This is a genomic window from Aeromicrobium flavum, assembly GCF_007992115.1.
In the GTDB taxonomy this organism is placed as follows: Bacteria; Actinomycetota; Actinomycetes; order Propionibacteriales; family Nocardioidaceae; genus Aeromicrobium; species Aeromicrobium flavum.
Genome location: NZ_BJZQ01000001.1, coordinates 352,117 through 371,330 on the forward strand (window position 1 = coordinate 352,117; position 19,214 = coordinate 371,330).

The 19,214-nt window shown below is 70.8% G+C and carries 24 protein-coding genes; 20 read left to right on the plus strand and 4 right to left on the minus strand.

The window, feature by feature from the left end; translation table 11 throughout:
- Positions 1-19: 19 nt before the first annotated feature.
- Complete coding sequence (locus tag AFL01nite_RS15240; protein WP_186813770.1) at positions 20-328, plus strand: SHOCT domain-containing protein; 309 nt, start codon at positions 20-22, stop codon at positions 326-328.
- A 14-nt stretch (positions 329-342) separates the two neighbouring features.
- Entirely contained in the window at positions 343-1,299 is a 957-nt protein-coding gene (locus tag AFL01nite_RS01705) for a carbamate kinase (RefSeq protein ID WP_146825653.1), read from the plus strand.
- Here the strand turns inward: AFL01nite_RS01705 and AFL01nite_RS01710 are convergent.
- Positions 1,296-2,558, minus strand: coding sequence for an APC family permease (locus AFL01nite_RS01710; RefSeq protein WP_146825359.1), 1,263 nt, complete (start codon positions 2,556-2,558; stop codon positions 1,296-1,298). The two genes, AFL01nite_RS01705 and AFL01nite_RS01710, sit on opposite strands and share 4 nt — an antisense overlap.
- A gap of 60 nt (positions 2,559-2,618) precedes the next feature.
- On the opposite strand from AFL01nite_RS01710, the gene AFL01nite_RS01715 reads away from it, so the two are divergent.
- A complete protein-coding gene (locus tag AFL01nite_RS01715) occupies positions 2,619-3,371 on the plus strand; it encodes a ZIP family metal transporter (RefSeq protein ID WP_146825360.1) in 753 nt (250 codons plus the stop codon).
- 53 nt (positions 3,372-3,424) lie between these two features.
- Positions 3,425-4,162 (plus strand): alpha/beta fold hydrolase, encoded by a 738-nt coding sequence (locus tag AFL01nite_RS01720; protein ID WP_146825361.1) that lies wholly within the window; start codon positions 3,425-3,427, stop codon positions 4,160-4,162.
- 22 nt (positions 4,163-4,184) lie between these two features.
- On the opposite strand, the gene AFL01nite_RS01725 is transcribed toward AFL01nite_RS01720, so the two are convergent.
- Positions 4,185-4,643, minus strand: coding sequence for an RrF2 family transcriptional regulator (locus AFL01nite_RS01725; protein WP_146825362.1), 459 nt, complete (start codon positions 4,641-4,643; stop codon positions 4,185-4,187).
- A 50-nt stretch (positions 4,644-4,693) separates the two neighbouring features.
- On the opposite strand from AFL01nite_RS01725, the gene AFL01nite_RS01730 reads away from it, so the two are divergent.
- Positions 4,694-5,701: an asparaginase gene (locus tag AFL01nite_RS01730; protein WP_146825363.1), complete on the plus strand. Its 1,008-nt coding sequence runs from the start codon at positions 4,694-4,696 to the stop codon at positions 5,699-5,701.
- Position 5,702: 1 nt separating this feature from the next.
- On the opposite strand, the gene AFL01nite_RS01735 is transcribed toward AFL01nite_RS01730, so the two are convergent.
- The gene (locus AFL01nite_RS01735; protein WP_146825364.1) at positions 5,703-5,882 is read right to left on the minus strand and encodes a hypothetical protein; all 180 of its coding nucleotides are present in this window, start codon (positions 5,880-5,882) and stop codon (positions 5,703-5,705) included.
- Positions 5,883-5,911: 29 nt separating this feature from the next.
- Positions 5,912-6,673 (minus strand): hypothetical protein, encoded by a 762-nt coding sequence (locus AFL01nite_RS01740; RefSeq protein ID WP_146825365.1) that lies wholly within the window; start codon positions 6,671-6,673, stop codon positions 5,912-5,914.
- A 136-nt stretch (positions 6,674-6,809) separates the two neighbouring features.
- Here AFL01nite_RS01740 and thrS point away from each other — a divergent pair, with 136 nt between their 5' ends.
- From thrS to ruvB, 15 genes are all read left to right on the plus strand, one after another.
- Complete coding sequence (gene thrS, locus AFL01nite_RS01745) at positions 6,810-8,780, plus strand: threonine--tRNA ligase (protein WP_146825366.1); 1,971 nt, start codon at positions 6,810-6,812, stop codon at positions 8,778-8,780.
- Positions 8,780-9,298 (plus strand): HIT family protein, encoded by a 519-nt coding sequence (locus tag AFL01nite_RS01750; RefSeq protein ID WP_146825367.1) that lies wholly within the window; start codon positions 8,780-8,782, stop codon positions 9,296-9,298. Before thrS ends, AFL01nite_RS01750 begins: the two co-directional genes overlap by 1 nt.
- Positions 9,298-9,906, plus strand: a complete 609-nt coding sequence (pgsA, locus tag AFL01nite_RS01755) for a phosphatidylinositol phosphate synthase (RefSeq protein WP_146825368.1) — start codon at positions 9,298-9,300, stop codon at positions 9,904-9,906. The genes AFL01nite_RS01750 and pgsA overlap by 1 nt, the downstream gene beginning before the upstream one ends.
- 155 nt (positions 9,907-10,061) lie before the next feature.
- Positions 10,062-10,973, plus strand: coding sequence for a pyridoxal 5'-phosphate synthase lyase subunit PdxS (pdxS, locus tag AFL01nite_RS01760; protein ID WP_146825369.1), 912 nt, complete (start codon positions 10,062-10,064; stop codon positions 10,971-10,973).
- Between the two features lie 269 nt (positions 10,974-11,242).
- Positions 11,243-11,770 carry an alternate-type signal peptide domain-containing protein gene (locus tag AFL01nite_RS01765; RefSeq protein WP_146825370.1) on the plus strand — a complete coding sequence of 176 codons (528 nt, stop codon included), beginning with the start codon at positions 11,243-11,245 and terminating at the stop codon, positions 11,768-11,770.
- 50 nt (positions 11,771-11,820) lie between these two features.
- Complete coding sequence (locus tag AFL01nite_RS01770; RefSeq protein WP_146825371.1) at positions 11,821-12,396, plus strand: signal peptidase I; 576 nt, start codon at positions 11,821-11,823, stop codon at positions 12,394-12,396.
- 11 nt (positions 12,397-12,407) lie between these two features.
- A complete protein-coding gene (locus AFL01nite_RS01775) occupies positions 12,408-13,040 on the plus strand; it encodes an LPXTG cell wall anchor domain-containing protein (RefSeq protein WP_146825372.1) in 633 nt (210 codons plus the stop codon).
- The gene (locus tag AFL01nite_RS01780; protein WP_146825373.1) at positions 13,033-13,722 is read left to right on the plus strand and encodes a SipW-dependent-type signal peptide-containing protein; all 690 of its coding nucleotides are present in this window, start codon (positions 13,033-13,035) and stop codon (positions 13,720-13,722) included. The genes AFL01nite_RS01775 and AFL01nite_RS01780 overlap by 8 nt, the downstream gene beginning before the upstream one ends.
- Positions 13,723-13,742: 20 nt before the next feature.
- On the plus strand, positions 13,743-15,155 hold the full coding sequence (locus tag AFL01nite_RS01785; protein WP_281285723.1) for a signal peptidase I: 1,413 nt from the start codon (positions 13,743-13,745) through the stop codon (positions 15,153-15,155).
- Between the two features lie 28 nt (positions 15,156-15,183).
- On the plus strand, positions 15,184-15,777 hold the full coding sequence (gene pdxT, locus AFL01nite_RS01790; RefSeq protein WP_146825375.1) for a pyridoxal 5'-phosphate synthase glutaminase subunit PdxT: 594 nt from the start codon (positions 15,184-15,186) through the stop codon (positions 15,775-15,777).
- Between the two features lie 19 nt (positions 15,778-15,796).
- The gene (locus tag AFL01nite_RS01795) at positions 15,797-16,555 is read left to right on the plus strand and encodes a YebC/PmpR family DNA-binding transcriptional regulator (protein WP_146825376.1); all 759 of its coding nucleotides are present in this window, start codon (positions 15,797-15,799) and stop codon (positions 16,553-16,555) included.
- Positions 16,556-16,580: 25 nt separating this feature from the next.
- Positions 16,581-16,973 carry a hypothetical protein gene (locus AFL01nite_RS01800; RefSeq protein ID WP_146825377.1) on the plus strand — a complete coding sequence of 131 codons (393 nt, stop codon included), beginning with the start codon at positions 16,581-16,583 and terminating at the stop codon, positions 16,971-16,973.
- A gap of 58 nt (positions 16,974-17,031) precedes the next feature.
- A complete protein-coding gene (gene ruvC, locus AFL01nite_RS01805) occupies positions 17,032-17,562 on the plus strand; it encodes a crossover junction endodeoxyribonuclease RuvC (protein WP_146825378.1) in 531 nt (176 codons plus the stop codon).
- Positions 17,559-18,152: a Holliday junction branch migration protein RuvA gene (ruvA, locus tag AFL01nite_RS01810; RefSeq protein WP_146825379.1), complete on the plus strand. Its 594-nt coding sequence runs from the start codon at positions 17,559-17,561 to the stop codon at positions 18,150-18,152. Before ruvC ends, ruvA begins: the two co-directional genes overlap by 4 nt.
- Positions 18,153-18,154: 2 nt before the next feature.
- Positions 18,155-19,210: a Holliday junction branch migration DNA helicase RuvB gene (gene ruvB, locus AFL01nite_RS01815; protein ID WP_246119562.1), complete on the plus strand. Its 1,056-nt coding sequence runs from the start codon at positions 18,155-18,157 to the stop codon at positions 19,208-19,210.
- Positions 19,211-19,214: the final 4 nt, after the last annotated feature.

The window sequence follows — 19,214 nt, forward strand, 5'->3', positions numbered from 1 at the left end:
CATCCAGTACTCTCACGGCATGTTTGAGGAGAGCAGCATCGTCGACACCGTCTTCGTGGTCGTCTTCGCGCTGGTCCTGGTGGGGATCATCGCGACGGTCGTGCTCCAGGCCGTGATCTTCCGGCGGAACCATCGGGTGGCCAAGGCCTCCGGGCGGGACGTGTTCACCCTGCCGACCGATCTGGCCACCTCCGCGTTGAACGGCGACCTCTTCTCCGGACAGCGCTCGATCGAGGAGCGTCTGGCCGAGCTGGACGACCTCCACCGCCGAGGCGTCATCTCGCCCGAGGAGCATGCAGCGGCGCGCACCAGGGTCCTCACCGACTGACGGTCGTGGCACGCATGAGGGTCGTGGTGGCGCTGGGTGGCAACGCCATCCTGCGCCGCGACCAGGCGATGACCGTCGAGAACCAGCGGTTGTCGATCGCGGACGCGTGCGGCCCGCTCGCCCGGATCGCGGCAGAGCACGAGCTCGTCGTCTCGCACGGCAACGGTCCGCAGATCGGCCTGCTCGCCCTCCAGGCGGCCGCCTACGACGCCGTCAGCGAGTACCCGTTCGACGTCCTCGGCGCCTCGACCGAGGGCATGATCGGCTACCTCATCGAGCAGGAGCTGGGCAACCGGATCGGCAACGACCGCGCGGTGACGACGCTCGTCACGCGCACCGAGGTCGACCCGCAGGACCCGGCCTTCGACGCACCGACCAAGTTCGTGGGCCCGGGCTACTCCGAGGACGAGGCCCGGGTCGCCACGCGCGAGTTCGGCTGGGTCATGCGACGTGACGGGGTGCGGCTGCGTCGGGTGGTCGCCTCCCCGCGCCCGCTGCAGATCCTCGAGCTGCGCCCGATCGGCTGGCTGCTCGAGCACGGTGCCGTCGTCATCTGTGCCGGTGGCGGCGGAGTGCCGACGGTGCGCAGCGTCGGTCCGCGCGCCACGGACGTGCTGAAGGGAGTCGAGGCGGTGATCGACAAGGACCTCGCCAGCGCGGTCCTCGCGCGCGACCTCCGGGCCGACCTGCTGGTGATCGCCACCGACGTCGACGGTGTGTACCTCGACTGGAACGGCGAGCACGAGCGCCGGGTCGTCAGCGCCCATCCCGACGCCCTGCACCCCGGGTCCTTCCCCGCCGGGTCGATGGGCCCCAAGGTCGAGGCGGCCGTGCGGTTCGCCGGCGAGACATGGGGGACCGCGGTGATCGGCTCGCTGCGCGACATCGACGCCCTCCTCGCGGGAACGGCCGGCACCCGCGTCGCGCGCTCCTGCGAGGGGATCGAGACCGAGCCCACGCGTCGCGGCTAGTCGCTGTGACCGGTCCCGATCCGGAGGCGGACGAGGCGTGCCACGACACCGACCCCGAGCACGACCACGCCCGCGACGATCGAGCCGAGGGGCAGGGTCACGACGAGGAGCACGCAGCCGGCCGCGCCGGCTCCCTGCAGGGCTCGCGGGTAGCGACGCCGGTCCGGCGGCTGGGTCAGCGCGGCGACATTCGCGACGAGGTAGTAGAGCAGCACGCCGAAGGACGAGAAGCCGATGGCGCCGCGCAGGTCGGTCGCCAGCACGAGCGCGCAGACGACGATCGCCAGCGCGATCTCGGCGTGGTGCGGCACGCGGTGGGTCGGGTGCACCGCGGACAGCCAGCGCGGCAGGTCGCCGGTGCGCGCCATGGCCAGGCCGGTGCGACCGACGCCCGCGATGAGCGCCAGCAGCGCCCCGAGTGCGGCAGCGGCCGCGCCGACCCTTGCCACGGGCACCGCCCATCCCGCGCCCGCGGCACGGGCGACGTCGGTCAGGGGCTCGGTCGACGCGGCGAGACGATCCGGTCCGAGGACGAGCAGCACCGTGACGGCCACGAGGCCGTAGAGCATCAGCGCCAGCAGCAGTGCGAGCGTGATGGCCCGCGGAATCGTGCGCTCCGGGGCAACCACCTCCTCGCCCATCGTCGCGATCCGGGCGTAGCCGGCGAACGCGAAGAAGAGCAGGCCCGCCGACTGCAGGACGCCGTACGGACCCTCCGCGAACAGGTCTTCGCGCAGGGCGTTCCCGCCGGGGTCGCCGGCGGTCAGCCCCACGACGACGAGCGTCAGCAGGACGAGGACGACCAGAGCGACGATCACGCTCGTCAGCGCCGCCGTCCGGGTGACGCCGAACCAGTTGACCGTGACCAGGACCACGACCGCCGCCACCGCGACCGGCTTCTCCCACCCCGCGGGCGCGGCGTAGGCGGCGAAGGTCAGCGCCATCGCGGCACAGCTGGCCGTCTTGCCCACCACGAAGCACCAGCCCGCGACGAACCCCGGCCACGCGCCGAGCCGCTCGCGACCGTAGACGTAGGTGCCGCCGGACGTCGGGTACTGGGCCGCCAGCTGGGCGGACGACGTGGCGTTGCACCAGGCGACGAACGCCGCCAGGACGAGCCCGACCAGCAGTCCCGCCCCGGCGACCTCGGCTGCCGGAGCGAACGCCGCGAAGATGCCCGCACCGACCATCGAGCCGAGCCCGATCACCACCGCGTCGCCCGTGGTCAGCCGGCGTGCCAGCGAGGGTCCCGAGGTCACGCTCGTGAGCGTAGTCGGCGTCGACCTGCCGCACGACCCGCCGGCCAGTAGGTTCGTGGCGTGCCCGTGTGGATCGAAGCCGGCGTGTGGGGACTGCTCGCCGGAAGCGCGCTGGTGCTGGGCGCAGCCATCGCCTGGTTCGCCCACGTGCCGCGGTGGGTCGCCTCGTCCGTCATGGCCTTCGGCGCGGGGGTCCTGATCTCGGCGCTCGCGTTCGACCTGGTCGACGAGGCCGAGCGCACGGGCGGCCTGGGCCCCACCGTCCTGGGATTCCTCGGCGGCGCGGTCGTCTACGTCGCGGCCAACGTCGTCCTCGCGCGCCGTGGTGCACGCCATCGCAAGCGCTCCGGCGACCACCAGGCCTCGGAGTCCGGGCAGCAGGGCAGCGGCACGGCCATCGCGGTCGGTGCACTGCTGGACGGTGTGCCCGAGTCGGTGGTGCTGGGCCTCTCGCTGCTCGGCGGTGGCGGAGTCGGGTCGGCTGTCCTGGCGGCGATCTTCGTGTCCAACCTCCCCGAGGGGCTGTCCAGCACGGCGGGCATGAAGCGCAGTGGGCGTGGAGCCCGGTACGTCTTCGGCGTGTGGGGCGGCATCGCGGCCGCCAGCGGGGTCGCCGGGGCGCTCGGCTGTCTGCTCCTGCAGGACGCGTCGGACGGGACCCTCGCCGTGATCACTGCGACGGCCGCCGGTGCCATCTTGGCGATGATCGCCGACACGATGATCCCCGAGGCGTTCGAGGACACCCACCTGTACGCCGGGCTCATCGCAGCGACGGGCTTCCTGGTCGCCTTCGCGATCTCGCGCGCCGCCTGATCGTTTGGTTCACTCGTGCGGTGAACACCCGCGAGCTCTCCCGCCCTGACGGCATGACCATCGCCTTCCACGAGTGGAACGCGGACGTCGTCTCCGTCCCGGTCGTGCTGCAGCACGGCTACGTCGCCTCCACCGAGACCAACTGGCTCGCCACCGGCGTCGTCGACGCCCTCGTGGCGGCCGGCCGGCGCGTCATCGGCGTCGACGCGCGCGGCCACGGGCGGTCCGGCACCTCGGGGGACAGCGCGCTGTTCGGCGAGCCGACGATGGCCCGCGACATCTGCGACCTGATGGACGAGATGGGTGTCGAGGAGTACCACCTCGTCGGCTACTCGATGGGCGCGGTCATCGCCGTGCTCACGGCCGCGCAGGACCCGCGCGTCTCGCGCCTGGTCATCGGGGGAGTGGGGTCGGCGGTGGCCGAGCTCGGCGGCGTGGACACGCGCGTGCTCGATGCCGACCTGCTCGTCGAGGCACTGCTCACCGACGGCGATCTCTCGTCGTACCCCGTGGGGGTGCGCGGTTTCCGCCAGTTCGCCGACCTGCTCGGCTCGGACCGCGCGTCGCTGGCCGCGCAGGCGCGCGCAGTGCACTCCGGCCCGACCGACCTCAGCCGGGTCACGGTGCCGACGCTGCTCATCGCCGGGCGCGACGACGAGCTGGCCACGAACCCCCAGGTGCTGGCCGACGCCCTGCCCGACGGTCGCCTGCGTCTCGTCGACGGCGACCACCTCGCCGCGGTCATGGCACCGGACTTCGCCCCCGCGATCATCGAGTTCCTGGCCGACTGACCCGTCGCTCAGGCAGCCGCTCTCAGCGCGTGCGCCACGCGTCGTCGGTCTCGGTGCGCTTGAGCACGGACGACGGCAGCTCACCCTCGGCGAGCTGGGCGATCGTCACCGTCTCCAGCACCTCGCGCAGCGCGTGGCGGGCGGCGATCCACACGGGCGTGAGGACCTCCGCCCGGCCCTGGTAGGTCACGGCCTCCGGTCGCACGCCGTGGATCGAGACGATCGGACCGTCGACGGCCCGGATGACGTCGGCGATGGTCACCGCGTAGGGCGGGCGGGCCATGCGCCACCCGCCGGACTGGCCGCGTTGCGACAGCAGGATGCCCGCCTTGCGCAGGTCGCCCAGGATCGACTGCAGGAAGCCGTGCGGGATGTCCTGACGCCGCCCGAGCTCGTCTGCGGTGACCGCGCGATCGCCGGGCTCCGCGGCCAACTCGATCAACGCGCGCAGCGCATAGTCGGACTTCGTCGAGACTCTCACGGGCTCAGTCTCGCAAAGCCGAATCCGCTGGGCGTGACTATCCTCCAAAGGTGACGAACCGCGCCTCTTCCCCGACCGACGTCTCGAGCCTCACGGCGGCGCCGCTGGCGCACGTGGTGCGGGGCGACCTGGTCGAGTCGGTGCACCTGGGCCACCTCGTCGCGCTCGACCCGGCGGGTGCTCCCGTGCTGGCGGTCGGGGACCCCGAGGTCACCATGTGGCCGCGCTCGAGCGTCAAGCCGTTCCAGGCCGTTGCGATGGTGCGCCACGGCCTCGACCTGCCTGACCGGCTGATGGCGCTGGCCGCCGCCAGCCACAACGGCGAGCCCGACCACATCGCCGGGGCGCTGGCGATCCTCGCGCGGGCCGGCCTCACCGAGAAGGACCTGCTCAACACCCCCGACCTCCCATGGGGGTCCACGGCGATGCGCGACTGGCTCGCCGCCGGCCAGGGTCCCGAGCAGATCAGCCAGAACTGCTCGGGCAAGCACGCGGCGATGCTGCTGACGTGCGTGACGGCGGGTTGGGACACCGAGACCTACCTGCAGCCCGATCATCCGCTGCAGGTCGCGATCCGCGAGACGATCGAGGAGTTCACCGGCGTGCCGATCGCCGCCGCCACCACCGACGGCTGCGGGGCGCCGCTGTTCTCCACGACCGTCACCGGCCTGGCCCGGGGCTTCGGCCGCCTCGCCGCCGCGGTGGCCACCGACCCCGAGTCGGCCGAGGCGCACGTGGCGCGTGCCATGGCCGCCTTCCCGCAGATGGTGGCCGGCGGTCAGCGCCCGACCACCACCCTGATGCGCGCGGTGCCGGGCCTGGTCGCCAAGGACGGCGCCGACGGCATCTTCGCCGCCGGCCTGCCGGACGGTCGTGCCGCGGCGTTCAAGGTGCTCGACGGGGCCGAGCGTCCGTTGGCGCCCGTGCTGGTCGCGGCGCTCGACGCACTGGGCGCGTTCGACGGCGACGACGTCGACCGCGCGGCGGTCGACTCCCTGCGCGAGCGCGACGTCCTCGGGGCGGGCCGCCCCGTGGGCTCGATCCGTCCGGCGTTCTGAGTCAGGACGCGTTCGCGCGCACCCACGCCATCACGGCGGGGTCGTCGGTGGTGAACCGCTCGACCTCCTCGCCGCCGTCACAGCGGCACAGGACGACCTCGGCGCGCTCGGCGTCGAGCTCGAGGAGTCGGCAGGTGCCGCCGTGGGCCGCCCAGCGACTCAGCCGCGCGATCTCGTCCATGGGTCCCATGATCGCGCGGCCGGCCCGGATCAGCGCAGGGCCGCCATCGCGCGGTCGACCGCCACGCGCGACGGGACGGTGAAGGACAGGTCGGAGTCGTCCTCGGCGCCCATCAGCTCGCCGTTCGCGAAGCTGGCGAAGACGGTGATCTTGCCGCCACACGCGCGGTACTCGCGGTCCTCGAGCTCGGTCACGCCCTGCTCCTGCAGCGCCTTCACCTCGGCGATGGCCTGATCGGCGAGCGCGTCGAACTCCGGCTCGTCGATGGCGAGCTTGAACAGCTCCAGCAGGGCGATGAGCTCCTCGGGCGTGTACCTCTCACCGGTGCCGGAGGTGCGGAGCTTCGCCGACACCGCGGCCACCGAGTCGCCGACGACGTCGGGGGAGAAGGTGGGGTCGGACTTCAGGGTGCGGAAGTCACGGAGGGTCGCGCACCGGCCCTGACGGACCAGCAGCGTCTGCGCCCGGGTGGCGACGCGCTTCTTGCCCTTGAAGCGGTAGACGACCCTCGTCGACACGCGGTAGGTGCCCGGCGCCAGCTTCACCGCGGTGCGGTTCCTGCGCACGACCTTGCCGCCCTGGCGGACGGTGAGGGTCTTCTTCAGGACCTTGACCTTCTTGGCCTTCTTCACCGACGGCTTGACCAGCGCCGTGCCGTACCAGTCGATGGAGCGGGTGGTGATCTTCTTGATCGTCACCGGCTTCTGCGCCGCCTCGGCCGGGGCGGCCACCAGCGCGGAGCCGGCAGCGAGGGCGAGCGCGGTCACCAGACCGAGGAGGGTGCGACGCATGGGGGTCCTTCCGGGACACGGACGAGTTCCCCGATCGTAGGCGGGGGACGACCCCGGACGTGGCGAAACGAGTCGGTAGGGTGAGGCCAAGAGCGCTGCCCAGCCGTAGGGGCCGCCCAGTCACCGAGGGGTTCGCATGAGTCTGACCGTCACCGTCGCCGCCGCCGAGCAGCAGGTCGAACCCGGCACCCGGGCATGGCAGCTGTTCGCCGAGGACCCGCAGGTGATCGCCGCCCGCGTCAACGGCGACCTCGTCGACCTCGCCCGCGAGCTGGCCGACGGCGACGCCGTCGAGCCGGTCACGATGGACTCGCCCGACGGCCTCGACGTGCTGCGCCACTCCACGGCCCACGTCATGGCCCAGGCCGTGCAGGAGCTGTTCCCCGACGCCAAGCTGGGCATCGGCCCGCCGATCACCGACGGCTTCTACTACGACTTCGACGTCGAGGTCCCCTTCACCCCCGAGGACATCGAGAAGATCGAGTCGCGGATGAAGAAGATCGTCAAGGAGGGCCAGAAGTTCAGCCGCCGCGAGATCAGCGACGACGACGCGCGCACCGAGCTGGCCGACGAGCCGTACAAGCTCGAGCTGATCGGCCTCAAGTCCACCGCCGGCGACGCAGCGGAGGGCGCCAGCGTCGAGGTCGGCGAGGGCGGCCTGAGCATCTACGACAACCTCAAGCGCGACGGCTCGCTGGCGTGGAAGGACCTGTGCCGCGGCCCGCACCTGCCCACCACCAAGCGCATCCCCGCCTTCAAGCTCATGCGCTCGGCCGCCGCCTACTGGCGCGGCGACGAGAAGAACAAGCAGCTGCAGCGCATCTACGGCACCGCGTGGCCCACCAAGGAGGACCTCGAGGCGCACCTGCACCGCATCGAGGAGGCCCAGCGCCGCGACCACCGCCGCCTGGGTACCGAACTCGACCTGTACAGCTTCCCCGACGAGATCGGCTCCGGCCTGCCGGTGTTCCACCCGCGCGGCGGCGTCATCAAGCGCGCGATGGAGGACTACGTCCGCACGCGGCACATCGAGGAGGGCTTCGAGTACGTCGGCACGCCGCACATCGCCAAGGAGGGCCTGTTCCACACCTCGGGCCACCTGCCGTACTACGGCGAGGGCATGTTCCCGGCGCTCGAGGTCGACGGCGGCGACTACCGCCTCAAGGCGATGAACTGCCCGATGCACAACCTCATCTACCGGTCGCGTCAGCGCTCGTACCGCGAGCTGCCGCTGCGGCTGTTCGAGTTCGGCCACGTCTACCGCAACGAGAAGTCGGGCGTCATCCACGGCCTCACCCGCGTGCGCGGCTTCGCCCAGGACGACTCGCACTCCTACGTCACGCCCGAGCAGGCGCCGGCCGAGGTCGCCCACCTGCTCAACTTCATGCTGAGCCTGCTCGACGACTTCGGCATGGACGACTACTACCTCGAGCTCTCCACGCGCGATGCGTCGAAGGACAAGTTCATCGGCTCCGACGAGGACTGGGACACCGCCACGAAGGTGCTGGAGGAGGTCGCCATGGCGACCGGCCTCGAGCTCGTGCCCGACCCGGGCGGCGCGGCGTACTACGGCCCGAAGATCTCGGTTCAGGCGCGCGACGCCATCGGCCGCACGTGGCAGATGGGCACGGTCCAGTACGACTTCAACCAGCCCTCGGCCGACCGCTTCAACCTCGAGTACGTCGCCGCCGACGGCAGCCGTCAGCAGCCGGTGATGATCCACTCGGCCAAGTTCGGCTCGATCGAGCGCTTCATGGGCGTCCTCGTCGAGCACTATGCCGGCGCCTTCCCCCCGTGGCTCGCCCCGGTGCAGGCCGTCGGCATCCCCGTGGCTGAGCGCCACGTCGAGTACCTGGAGCGGCTTGCCGTCCGGCTCAGGGCCGAGGGGATCCGGTTCGAGGTCGACGACTCCGACGAGCGCATGCAGAAGAAGATCCGCAACGCCCAGACCCAGAAGGTGCCGTTCATGGTGCTGGTCGGCGACAAGGACGTCGAGGCGAACGCCGTGTCCTTCCGCTTCCGCAACGGCGAGCAGGAGAACGGGGTGTCGCTCGACGACGCGGTCGACAAGATCGTCGCGGCGGTGCGCGACCGGGTCCAGGTCTGATGGCCGACCCGGACGGACTCGAGCGGCTGTGGGCGCCCTACCGGATGGCCTACGTGCGCGAGGCCGGGAACGACGACGGCTGCCCGTTCTGCGCGATGGTCGCGGGCGAGCGCCAGACCGACCTCATCGTCGTGCGCGGTGAGCACTGCTTCGTGGCGATGAACCTGTACCCGTACAACCCGGGGCACCTCATGGTGCTGCCGAACCGACACGAGTCGGGGCTCACCGAGCTCACGCTCGAGGAGTCCACCGAGCTCACGCTGCTGACGCAGCGGGCGATCCGGGCCATCGGCGAGGTCAGCTCACCGCACGGCTTCAACGTCGGCCTCAACCTGGGCGCGTCCGCCGGGGGCTCGATCTCCCAGCACCTGCACCAGCACGTCGTGCCCCGCTGGGGCGGCGACGCGAACTTCATGACCGTGGTCGGCCGCACCAAGGCGCTGCCGCAGACGATCGCCGAGTCGGCCGAGCTGCTGCGCGGCGTGTGGACCGCATCTGATGGTGAGGGGGTGGCCTGATGCTCGAACGCTTCCGGGCCTTCTGGAACAAGCTGTTCTCGCCGGTGGCCGACGGCCTGATCAAGATCGGCGTCACGCCCGACATGGTCACGTGGGTCGGCACGATCGGCGTCTGCGTCGGGGCGCTGTGGCTCTTCCCTCAGGGCGAGTTCTTCTGGGGCACGATGTTCGTCACGGCGTTCGTCTTCAGCGACATCGTCGACGGCACGATGGCCCGCAAGCTCGGCCGCACCTCCAAGTACGGGGCGTTCCTCGACTCGACCCTCGACCGGCTCGGCGACGCGGCGGTCTTCGGCGGCATCGCGCTCTGGTACGCGTGGGAGGGCGACTCGCAGGTCTACCTGTGCCTGGCGCTGGCCTGCCTCGTGCTGGGCAGCCTCACGTCCTACATCCGTGCCCGGGCCGAGTCCCTGGGCATGGAGGCCAAGGGCGGCATCGCCGAGCGCTCGGACCGGCTCGTCTCGATCCTGGTGATGACCGGCCTGTCCGGCCTGTTCAACCTGCCGATCCTGCAACACGTCACCCTCTGGGCGCTGGCCGCCGCGAGCCTCGTGACGGTCGCCCAGCGGATGACGATGGTCAAGCGCCAGGCCGACGCCGCCGCCTGATCGGTGAGTTGGGTCCCACGGCTCCCGGGGAGCGGTGCGCTCGGTCCCACCCTGGCCGCGCCAGTGGGACCAGGCTCACCGCCCCTGCGGGTGGGCACTGTCTCGTCGTCGTGGACCGGGGCGGGCCGGCTCGTCGCGCCTCGTAGACTTGTGGGGTGAGCACCGAGAACCTCCCCACCGACCCGTCCACCACCGGCAGTGCGCGGGTCAAGCGCGGCATGGCCGAGATGCTGAAGGGCGGCGTCATCATGGACGTCGTCAACGCCGAGCAGGCCAAGATCGCCGAGGACGCGGGCGCCGTCGCCGTCATGGCGCTCGAGCGCGTCCCCGCGGACATCCGCTCGCAGGGCGGCGTCGCCCGCATGAGCGACCCCGACCTGATCGACGGCATCATCGAGGCCGTCTCGATCCCCGTCATGGCCAAGGCCCGCATCGGCCACTTCGTCGAGTCGCAGGTCCTGCAGAGCTTGGGCGTCGACTACATCGACGAGTCCGAGGTCCTGACCCCGGCCGACTACGAGAACCACATCGACAAGTGGGCCTTCACGGTGCCCTTCGTCTGTGGCGCCACCAACCTGGGCGAGGCGCTGCGCCGCATCAACGAGGGTGCGGCCATGATTCGCTCCAAGGGCGAGGCCGGCACCGGCGACGTCTCCAACGCGACGGGCCACATGCGCAAGATCCGCGCCGAGCTGCGCCGGTTGCAGAGCCTGCCGAAGGACGAGCTGTTCGTGGCGGCCAAGGAGCTGCAGGCGCCGTACGAGCTCGTCGTCGAGGTCGCCGAGGCCGGCAAGCTCCCGGTGGTGCTGTTCACTGCCGGCGGCATCGCCACCCCCGCCGACGCCGCGATGATGATGCAGCTGGGCGCCGAGGGCGTGTTCGTCGGCTCGGGCATCTTCAAGTCGGGCAACCCGGCCGAGCGTGCCGCCGCGATCGTCAAGGCCACGACGTTCTTCGACGATCCCGACGTGATCGCCAAGGTCTCGCGCGGTCTGGGCGAGGCGATGGTCGGCATCAACGTCGACGAGATCCCCGAGCCGCACCGCCTCGAGACTCGCGGTTGGTGACGTCCCGCCGTTACACTCGTCACACCGCCCCCCGGACTTTCCGGGGGGCGTTGTGCATTTCCGGGACCTTTGACCCCAAAGGAGGGTGCCGGTAGTCACTTCGGGGGGTGACCTGTGTCCCATTCCGTCACGGGATGTGACGCAGAAGCGATATTTCTTCTCGATTCAGCGTCATATCTGCGTCATTTCGTCGTTACAGTAATGACATGAGTGACAACTGTTACTCAAGTGATCGATGGTCGGTCATACCCCTGACGTAGGAGATGAAGATGAAGAAGTCCACCAAGGGCGCCGTCGCCGCCGGAGCGTCCGCTGTCCTGCTGCTGGGTGGCGCGGGCTCCCTCGCGTACTGGAACGCCAACGGCAGCATCGCCGGTGGATCCATCAGCTCGGGCACCTTGACCCTGACGCCGAAGAACGTGGGCACCTGGACCCTCAACGGCACCACGGTGACCGGCACCCCGACGATCGTCCCGGGCGACGAGCTCGTCTACACGGGCTCGTACACGATCGGCGCGACCGGCAACAACATCCGCGGCAACCTCACCGTCACCGGCGGCACGGGCACGCCGTGGGCCGGCTCGACGATGACGTCGACCTTCAAGCTCGACACCACGACGATCACGACGGCCACGCCGATCACCGCCGCGCAGAACGGCAAGGACGTCTCGGCCGAGATCCGGATCGACTTCCCCTTCGGCTCGTCGGTCGACAACAACTCGCAGTCCAAGTCGGTCACGCTCTCCAACGTCGGTATCGCACTCGTCCAGACGGACGCCTCGCCCGTCATCCCCTGAGCTGAGCTGAGCTGAGCAGCACCGACCATCGAACGAGGAAGGCCACGAGGATGACGACGCACACGACCGCACCGAAGCGCACCAGCGCGCTCGGTCGGGTCGGTCAGGCACTTGCCTGGGTCGTCATCCTCGGGGCCGTCTCGGTCATCGCGGTGGGTGTCCTGATCCCCAGGATCGGCGGCGCCACGCCGTACACGATCCTGACCGGATCGATGAAGCCGCAGTACCCGCCGGGAACCCTCGTGGTGGTCAAGCCGACCCCCGTCGAGAAGATCGGCGTCGGAACCGTCATCACCTACCAGCTGAAGTCGGGCGAGCCCACCGTCGTGACGCACCGCGTCGTCTCGGTCGGATACGCCTCGGACGGCGAGCCGTCCTTCGTCACGCGCGGCGACGCGAACCAGGATCCGGATCTCGAGCCGGTCCGGCCGGTCCAGATCAAGGGAACGCTCTGGTACGCGGTCCCGAAGCTGGGTTGGATGAGCAACGCCCTCGGCCAGGACCAGCGGAACTCGGCCGTCTACGTCGTGGCTGGCGGACTGGGCCTGTACTCGGTGTGGATGCTCGGTGGCGCGCTGCGCGACCGGGTGCGCCCCCGGCGGATGCCCGAAGAGACCGATTCATGAGGGGGCTGTTGGTGACGGTGTTGACGACCGGGCTTCTGTGCGGAGCCGTCGCGCCCGCGGCGGCCGACGACCGGATCGCCCTGAGTGCCGACGGCACGGTGTGGGCCGATCGCCTCATCGAGCCGCTCTTCGACCCGAGCGTCGTCTGGGTGCCGGGTGACACGCGCACCGCGTCGTTCTGGGTGCGGAACCAGGCACAGTCCAACGCGAGCCTCACGGCGACCGTGCGATCCGAGGACGGCGACGACCTGATGTCCTCGAGGCAGGTCACGTTGCGAGCCCGCAGCGGCGGCCCCTGGGTCACCCTGCGCAACGGCACCCCGTCCGGCGGACTCACCTCGGTCAGCATCAAGCCCGGCTCGGCCGTCCGCGTCGACGTGCAGGCCGCCCTCGACCCCGCGGCCTCCAACGCCTCGCAGGCGAGCTCGCTCGACCTGGGGTTCGACGTCCGGCTCGCCGAGGCGGTCGACGAGACGGCGAACGACACGGACGGGTCGGACGACGAGTCCGGCTCCGCCGGCTGGTTGCCGGACACGGGCTCGGGAACCCCCCTGATACTGGTGTGGATGGCAGGAATCGCCATGGCCGTCGGTGCCGCCCTTGCGGCCGCCGGACGGCGCGAGAAGGAAAGTGAAGATGTCTGAGACCACCGCGACCACCGTGCGCGAGGTGCTGCGCCGTGCGTGGCACCGGATCGCCTCGGTCCAGGTCCGCCTGCTGCTGTCCCTGGGGCTCGTCCTCGGCTTCGCCGCCGTGGGCACGAGCGCCTACTGGGCCGACAACGCCACCTTCACCACCGGCAAGATCGAGGCCGGCAGCCTCGACCTGCAGTTGGGTGGTCGGAACCCCGCGACCGGCGTGGTCGAGTGGTCGGCCGTCGGGCTGAACCAGAACTGGAACTACTCGGTGCTGCAGCTCGACAACGTCTCGCCCGGCGAGTCGGTCGCCATGGAGCTCCACATCCGCAACGTCGGCTCGACGCCGCTGACCTTCACCGGCGCCGGCACCTCGACCACGGACGACCTGAACCCGTACCTCACCGCCACGACCCGGCTCGGCGGAGTGGCCTCCAACACGGGTACGCGTGACGCGGTGAACCGGACCGGCACGTGCTCGGCGGGTACCGCGACGTGGTGGACGGACCACCCGCTCTCGACCACACCCCGAGTCGTGACTCCCGGTAACGCCCCGATCACGCTGGCGGCCAACGCGCAGATTCAGGTCTGCATGCTGGCGGGCCTCTTGTCCACCACGCCCAACACCTTCCAGGGCAAGTCGACCTCCATCCAGGTCACGCTGAACGGGAAACAGGTCGGCGCGCCGTGATCCCGCCGCGTCTGACGCGGGTGCTGTCCCTCGTCGGCAACACCGTCCTCTGGGTGGCGGCCGTCCTGGGCGCGATCTCGCTGGTCCTCGGTCTGGCGACGGTCGTCGCTGGGGTGCAGCCTCTCGTGTTCCGCTCCAGCTCGATGGCGCCCGCCATCGAGGCGGGGGCGCTGGGCCTGGCCCGCACGGTCGACGCCGATGAGGTCAAGGTCGACGACATCGTCTCCGTGACCAACACCGACGGTATCCGCGTGACGCACCGCGTCGTCAAGGTCACCACGGGTGCCGGCGACCAGGTCAGTCTCACCCTGCAAGGCGACGCGAACCGCGGCCCCGACGAGGAGCCATACCTCGTCACGGAGGTCGACCGCGTCTTTTTCGACGTCCCCTACCTGGGCTACCTCGCCAACTGGTTGTCCAGCCCGTGGGCGATGTTCGCGGCCGGTCTACTCGTGGCGCTCGTGATCGCGAATCTGTGGCGCCGTCCAGGTTCGGACACGGGACGTCGCGCCAAAGGCGGGTCCGCGGCGGCGACGGTGGCCGCCGTGGGTCTGGCCGCGGCCTCGCTGATGCCGGTGCCCCGAACCGAGGCGTTCTTCACCGATCCTGCCATGTTCGAGGCCGGGCAGATCCACGCCCACCTCGTGCGGATCTTCGACTGGGGATCGCCTGTCTGCAGCACGGATGCGGGCGGCAACTCCGTCACTCTCAGGACGCTCGTCGCCTCGCCGCGCTACCAACAGGTCTGGTACGTCGCCCCGGAGGGACAGCCCCTGCCGGCCACCCCGGTGCTGCGCATCTCGCCGCCGGGCCCTCTCGACACCCCCGTCGCGACCCAGATCACGAGGACGATGCTCGGCGGTGCCGCAGCCACGGCCGGCAACTACCAGGTCGTCGGGCGCTCCGAACTCAAGGGGAGCGGAACGACGCCGTGGTTCTCCGAGAGCACACGCAGCGCGACCGTCTCGATCACCTCCGGCGGAGCGCTGCAATGCGGCACTGTCAACCTTCCGCCGGCGATCGTGTTCACCACGCCGCCGAACGGGGCGACCTATACGTCTCCGTCAGCCGCGCTGGCCGCGACGCGTGCGTCATGTGCCCAGAACGCGGCACCTTGCGGTACAGCGACGGACAGTGACGGCATCCTCCGCGTTGAGTACCGGCTCCAGCGCAACAACTTCTGGCTCAACCGATGCTGGGATCCGGACTCCGGCTATCCCATCTTCATTGGGTGTGGCACGTGGCGCCCGGCCAGTGTCACCCCGGCGGTGCCCACTTCGGTTGCGACTCCGGTGTCGTGGCGTGTTCCGCTGATGGCCAACGGAACCTCGCCCCTGGCCGAGTCGGGCACGTACACGCTCTACCTCCGAGTCACGGACAACTCGGCCGCGCGAACGGTCTCCGAGCGCACCATCCAGTTCACGATCGGGTGAATCGCTACTCCGCAATTACACTCTGCGGGTGACCTCCATCGGTGTGTTCGCCCTCCAGGGCGACGTGCGCGAGCACTTACAGGCTCTCGAGCGACTCGGCGTCGACGCGTTCGGCGTTCGGCGTCCCGAGGAGCTCGAACGCTGCGACGGCCTGATCATCCCCGGCGGCGAGTCCACGACGATGGGCAAGCTGGCGCGCATCTTCGACCTCTTCGACCCGCTCGTCGAGCGCATCCACGGCGGCATGCCCACGTTCGGCACGTGTGCCGGGATGATCATGCTGGCCGAGAAGATCGAGGACGGGATCATCGGTCAGGAGACGTTCGGCGGGCTCGACATCACGGTGCGCCGCAACGCCTTCGGCCGCCAGGTCGACTCCTTCGAGACCGACCTCGAGTTCGCCGACCTGGCCGACCCGGTGCACGCGGTGTTCATCCGGGCGCCGTGGGTCGAGTCGGGCTCGTCCGACGTCGAAGTCCTCGCGACCGTTCACGGGGGAGAGGCCGACGGTAGAATCGTGGCGGTTCGGCAGCGCCACCTCATGGCGACGTCGTTCCACCCCGAGGTCGGCGACGATGATCGAGTGCACGGACTGTTCGTCGACCTGGTGAAGCAGACCTAGGACTACGCAAAGGACACTCATGTCGGGTCACTCCAAATGGGCCACCACGAAGCACAAGAAGGCTGCGATCGACGCCAAGCGCGGCAAGCTCTTCGCCAAGCTCATCAAGAACATCGAGGTCGCGGCGCGCACGGGCGGACCTGACCCTGACGGCAACCCCACGCTGTACGACGCGATCCAGAAGGCCAAGAAGCAGTCCGTCCCCAACGACAACATCGACCGCGCCGTCAAGCGCGGCGGTGGCGCCGAAGGCGGCGGGGCCGACTACACGACGATCATGTACGAGGGCTACGGCCCCAGCGGCGTCGCGTTCCTGATCGAGTGCCTCACCGACAACAAGAACCGGGCCGCCATGGAGGTCCGCACCGCGATGACCCGCAACGGCGGCACGATGGCCGACCCGGGCTCGGTCTCCTACATGTTCGGTCGCAAGGGCATCATCATCGTTCCGGCCGAGCAGGAGGGCGGCCCGACGAACGAGGACGACGTGCTGATGGCCGTCCTCGACGCCGGCGCCGAGGAGGTCAACGACCACGACGGCAGCTTCGAGGTCGTGTGCGAGCCCGGCGACCTGGTCGCGGTGCGCACGGCGCTGCAGGAGGCCGGCCTGGACTACGACTCCGCCGACGCCTCGTTCGTGCCGAGCGTGAACGTCGAGGTCGACGCCGAGGGCGCCGCCAAGGTCATCAAGCTGATCGACGCGCTCGAGGACAGCGACGACGTCCAGAACGTCTGGGCCAACTTCGACGCGCCGGACGAGGTCATGGCCGACCTCTGAGGCTGCCGGGGGCCATGATGTGCCCATGGACCGGCACGTGCGCACCCCCGACGGCGTCGGGTGGACGGTGCGTGTCGGTCGTCCCGGCCTCCGAGGACGCGACGGCGACCTCGTGATCGGAGGGGGCGAGGGCGCCGGCGGCTTCGGGCCGCTGCTCGTGGTCGTCGGACTCGTTCTCCTCCTGGTGCTCACCCCGGTGCTGGTCAACAGCGGCCGCGGCTGGGTGCTGCTGGGACTCCCGGTCCTGGCCGTCGCCGGCTGGGTCCTGCTGGCGCGGTACCCGGTCGAACTGCGGCGCGACGGCTCGGCCAAGCCTCTCCACCGCACCTTGGTCGCCGGCCGGTCGGCGGCGCGCCGGGTGGCGGGGGAGCTGGCCGACGAGATCGCCCGCACGCCGGACGCGGAGCTCACCGGCTGACCATCCCTCCCCGCGTGGCTACCCACGTCCGCGGGGACGACGGCCTAGGCTGTCGAACATGCGTTCCCTTCGTGTGCTCGGTGTCGACCCCGGGCTGACGCGGTGCGGCGTCGGTGTCGTCGAGGGCAGCGTGGGCCGCCCGCTCGATCTCGTGGACGTCGGTGTCGTGCGCACCCCCGCCGACCTCGACCTCGCCAAGCGGCTGCTCCGGCTCGAGCGCGCGCTCGACGAGATCGTGGTCAGGCTGCGGCCCGACGTCGTGGCGGTCGAGCGGGTCTTCAGCCAGCACAACGTCAGCACCGTCATGGGCACCGCCCAGGCCAGCGCGATCGCGATGCTCGTCGCCGCGCGCCACGGCGTGCCGGTGCAGCTGCACACGCCGTCCGAGGTCAAGGCCGCCGTCACCGGCAGCGGGCGTGCCGACAAGGCCCAGGTGGGCGCCATGGTCGCCCGCCTGCTGCGCCTCGACGCGCCGCCCAAGCCCGCCGACGCCGCCGACGCCTTGGCCCTGGCCATCTGCCACCTGTGGCGCGGGTCCGCCCAGAACCGGCTGGCCGCCGCCGTCGCCGCCGCGGGAGGCGCCCGATGATCGCCCACGTCCGCGGCACCGTCGCCACGGTCTCGCTCAACGCCGCCGTGCTCGACCTCGGTGGCGTCGGGTACCACGTGATGTGCACGCCGTCGACGATCGCCGACCTGCGGATCGGGCAGGAGGCCACGCTGTGGACCTCGATGGTCGTGCGTGAGGACTCGATGACGCTGTACGGCTTCGCCGACGCCGAGGAGCGCGACATGTTCGAGCTCGTCCAGACGGCCAGCGGGGTCGGGCCCAAGGTCGCCCAGGCCATGCTCGCCGTCCTGCCGCCCGACCGGCTGCGCACCGCGATCGCGTCGTCCGACCACGCCACGCTGACCAAGGTCCCGGGCATCGGACGCAAGGGCGCCGAGCGGATCGTCGTCGAGCTCAAGGACCGGGTCGGCGCGATCGCGTCGTCCGCGTCCGTGTCCCCGGCCGCGGCCGGCTGGCGCGACCAGGTGCACGAGGCGCTGGTGGGGCTCGGCTGGTCCGCCAAGGACGCCGACGCCGCGATCGACCGCGTCGCCGACGGCGTGGGCGACGACCCCGACGTCTCCACGGTCCTGCGCGACGCCCTGCGATCGATGGACCGTGGCCGATGAGCATGGACATGGAGGGCTCGGACTTCGAGTCGATCATCGCCGAGGCCGCCGGCCCGCAGGAGACCGCGTTCGAGAACGCCCTGCGCCCGCGCACGCTCGACGAGCTGATCGGACAGGAGCGCGTCCGCGAGCAGCTGGCGCTGGTGCTCGACGCGGCCGTCGCGCGCGACCGTACGCCCGACCACGTGCTGCTGTCCGGTCCTCCCGGCCTGGGCAAGACCACGATCGCGATGATCATCGCGCACCAGCTCTCCGCGCCCCTGCGACTCACCAGTGGCCCGGCGATCCAGCACGCCGGCGACCTCGCGGCGATCCTTTCGGGGGTCAACGAGGGCGACGTGCTGTTCATCGACGAGATCCACCGGATGTCGCGGCCGGCCGAGGAGCTGCTCTACATGGCGATGGAGGACTTCCGGGTGGACGTCGTCGTCGGCAAGGGACCCGGCGCCACCGCCATCCCGCTGCAGATCCCGCCGTTCACCGTCGTCGGCGCCACGACGCGTGCGGGCCTCCTGCCCGGCCCCCTGCGCGACCGCTTCGGCTTCACGGCCCAGCTCGACTACTACGAGCCGGCCGACCTCGACCGCATCGTGCGACGCTCCGCCGACCTGCTCGACCTGCAGGTCAGCGCCGACGCCTCCGCTGAGATCGGGTCCCGTTCCCGAGGCACCCCGCGCATCGCCAACCGCCTGCTGCGCCGGGTGCGCGACTACGCCGAGGTGCGGGCCGACGGCACCGTCGACCACGCGGTCGCGCGCGCCGCCCTCGACCTCTACGAGGTCGACCACCTCGGGCTCGACCGGCTCGACCGTGCCGTCCTCGACGCGCTGTGCCGCAACTTCGGCGGGGGACCGGTGGGCATCACCACGCTCGCCGTGGCCGTCGCCGAGGAGCGTGAGACGGTCGAGGAGCTGGCCGAGCCGTTCCTCGTCCGGCTGGGTTTCCTGGCCCGCACGCCGCGGGGCCGGGTCGCCACCGCGGCCGCCTGGCGTCACCTGGGACTCTCCGCACCGCCGGGGGCGGGCTCCGAGCAACTGCCTCTGGAGGACGCCGACTAGAGTT